We start from the raw sequence: 1,939 nt of genomic DNA, 5'->3' as shown, positions 1-1,939 counted from the left end.
CGCTATTGCGACCGTGTCGGTATTCAACTAGTCATTGCCCGACGCGAGATGCGTCGTAAGCCCCGCCCTGGCTTACCTCGGCTCTTCGATCAACCCACGTACCGCCAGCGTAATGCGATCGAACGCCTGTTCGGCTGGCTCAAGGAAAAACGTCGGCTCTGCACCCGGTTCGACAAGCTGGCCAGCAGCTTCAAGGCGATGGTCACCCTGGCCTGCATCGATCGCTGTTGGCGCGTCGACTTTTCAGACAGAGCCTAGTGTCTGTAGCCGTACGCCTTGAGGACGGCGGCAGCTTGCGGGCCTTTCAGGTAGTTCAGCAGAGCTGTAGCGGCGGGTTGGTCTTTACCCTTGTTGAGTAGTACCGCATCTTGGCGAATAGGATCGTACAATTCTGCAGGAACGATCCACGCTGAACCTTCCTTTACCTTTCCATCCTGATAGATCTGAGAAAGTGCAACGAAACCTAGCTCAGCATTCCCAGTAGAGAGGAATTGATAGGCCTGGGTAATGTTCTGCCCTTCCACCAGCTTGCTCTTGACCGTCTCGGTCAATCCTAGTTTGTCCAGCGTCTGTGTAGCAGCAAGGCCATAGGGAGCGGTTTTGGGATTGGCAATGGACAGGTATGCGTAGGAGTTCTTCTTGAGTATCGCGCCGTCCTTATCGACGTATCCCGCTTTGGGAGACCACAGAGCGAGGGTGCCAATGGCATAGGTGAAGCGGGAACCTTTGACAGCATCCCCTTCAGCTTCAAGCTTGGCAGGAGTCGTATCGTCAGCGGAGAGGAACACCTCGAAGGGCGCGCCGTTCTTGATTTGCGAATAGAGCTGTCCAGTGGCGCCGCTGGAGATGACTAGGTGGTGCCCTGTGTCTTTCTCAAAAGCTTCACCTATGGCCTTGAGTGGGGCAGAGAAGTTCGCCGCGACAGCAACGGGTACTTCGTCGGCCAAAGCAGAGTTAGCCAAAAGAGCCCCGATAAGGGTGAGAGCAAAGCGCGATGACATATCGGTCATTGATAATTTCTCTAATGGATAAAAATTTTGTCGGTTGATGCCGGTTTGCAGGACTTTCAGCGGCGTTAGGGTGGAAAGGCTATAGCGCTTCTTACTACAGTGTCGACCTCAAAATAGCTTCCCTGGACGAGAGCCCCTTATGAAAGTTAGCGCCCGTAATGTCTTCGAAGGTAACGTCAAGGAAGTGCGCGAAGGCGCCGTCAACGCAGAAGTGATCTTGGATCTGGCCGGTGGCACCGAGCTGGTGGCCGTAGTGACGATGGAAAGCGTCAGATCGTTGGGTCTTGAACAGGGGGCACGTGCTATCGCGCTGGTGAAAGCTCCCTGGGTAATGGTGCTGACTGAGGCTAGCGGTGTTCGTCTGTCCGCTCGCAACTGCCTGGCTGGTACTGTCGAGACCGTCAGCGATGGCGCCGTGAACGCTGAGGTCACCATCGTCACAGCGGGTGGCAGCAAGATCTGCGCAGTGGTAACGAGAGATGCGGTGCATGAGCTGCAACTGGAACCTGGCGTGGCCGCTACGGCGGTATTCAAAGCTTCTCATGTGATTTTGGGCATCCCTGCCTGACAGGACGCGGGCAGTAGCCGCCGCTTTCTGATCGCTATAGCCTTCAGTACATAGCGGAGCTTGCACCCCTATGTACAGGAAGGATGGCGGTCTCGCCTTCCGAGCGTAGGTGCCGAGCTTGGCTACCGCAGCGTCTTGTGCCATCTACAGCAGTGGCGCCGACCCGCCTGCGCGTCCTTCTAGAATTTCACGCTAATCTACTAATTCCGATGCTCTGTACGTATCTGCCAGGAGCATCCAGTGATCGAAAGATTCGAACCAGTTCTCGCCTAGAACGGAGAGGGAAATGCCGGCTCTCTTTGCTATACCGTACCTGCAATTGCCATCCGTGCCCGTCGGGGCCTGGAACAGCACGCACATC

3 protein-coding genes are annotated in these 1,939 nt (G+C 55.9%); 2 read left to right on the top strand and 1 reads right to left on the bottom strand.

Translation table 11 applies throughout. The annotated features are described in order from the left end of the window. A partial coding sequence (locus tag ACUCV0_RS24020) for a transposase (RefSeq protein ID WP_482213928.1) occupies nucleotides 1–258 on the top strand: 258 nt, incomplete at its 5' end. Here ACUCV0_RS24020 and modA read toward each other — a convergent pair. Beyond that, nucleotides 255–1,010 (bottom strand): molybdate ABC transporter substrate-binding protein, encoded by a 756-nt coding sequence (gene modA, locus ACUCV0_RS24015; protein WP_158893727.1) that lies wholly within the window; start codon nucleotides 1,008–1,010, stop codon nucleotides 255–257. The genes ACUCV0_RS24020 and modA overlap by 4 nt on opposite strands. 139 nt (nucleotides 1,011–1,149) lie before the next feature. On the opposite strand from modA, the gene ACUCV0_RS24010 reads away from it, so the two are divergent. Further along, nucleotides 1,150–1,578, top strand: a complete 429-nt coding sequence (locus ACUCV0_RS24010; RefSeq protein WP_158893729.1) for a TOBE domain-containing protein — start codon at nucleotides 1,150–1,152, stop codon at nucleotides 1,576–1,578. The last annotated feature ends 361 nt before the right edge of the window (nucleotides 1,579–1,939 follow it).

This window comes from Pseudomonas sp. VMV1 (assembly GCF_056790235.1).
The sequence above is the reverse complement of the archived record's forward strand: the minus strand, read 5'-3'. Positions and strand labels throughout refer to the sequence as shown.

Coding starts and splice junctions, on each gene's coding strand:
- modA (WP_158893727.1), bottom strand. CDS start 1,010: ATGACCGATATGTCATCGCGCTTTGCTCTCACCCTTATCGGGGCTCTT.
- ACUCV0_RS24010 (WP_158893729.1), top strand. CDS start 1,150: ATGAAAGTTAGCGCCCGTAATGTCTTCGAAGGTAACGTCAAGGAAGTG.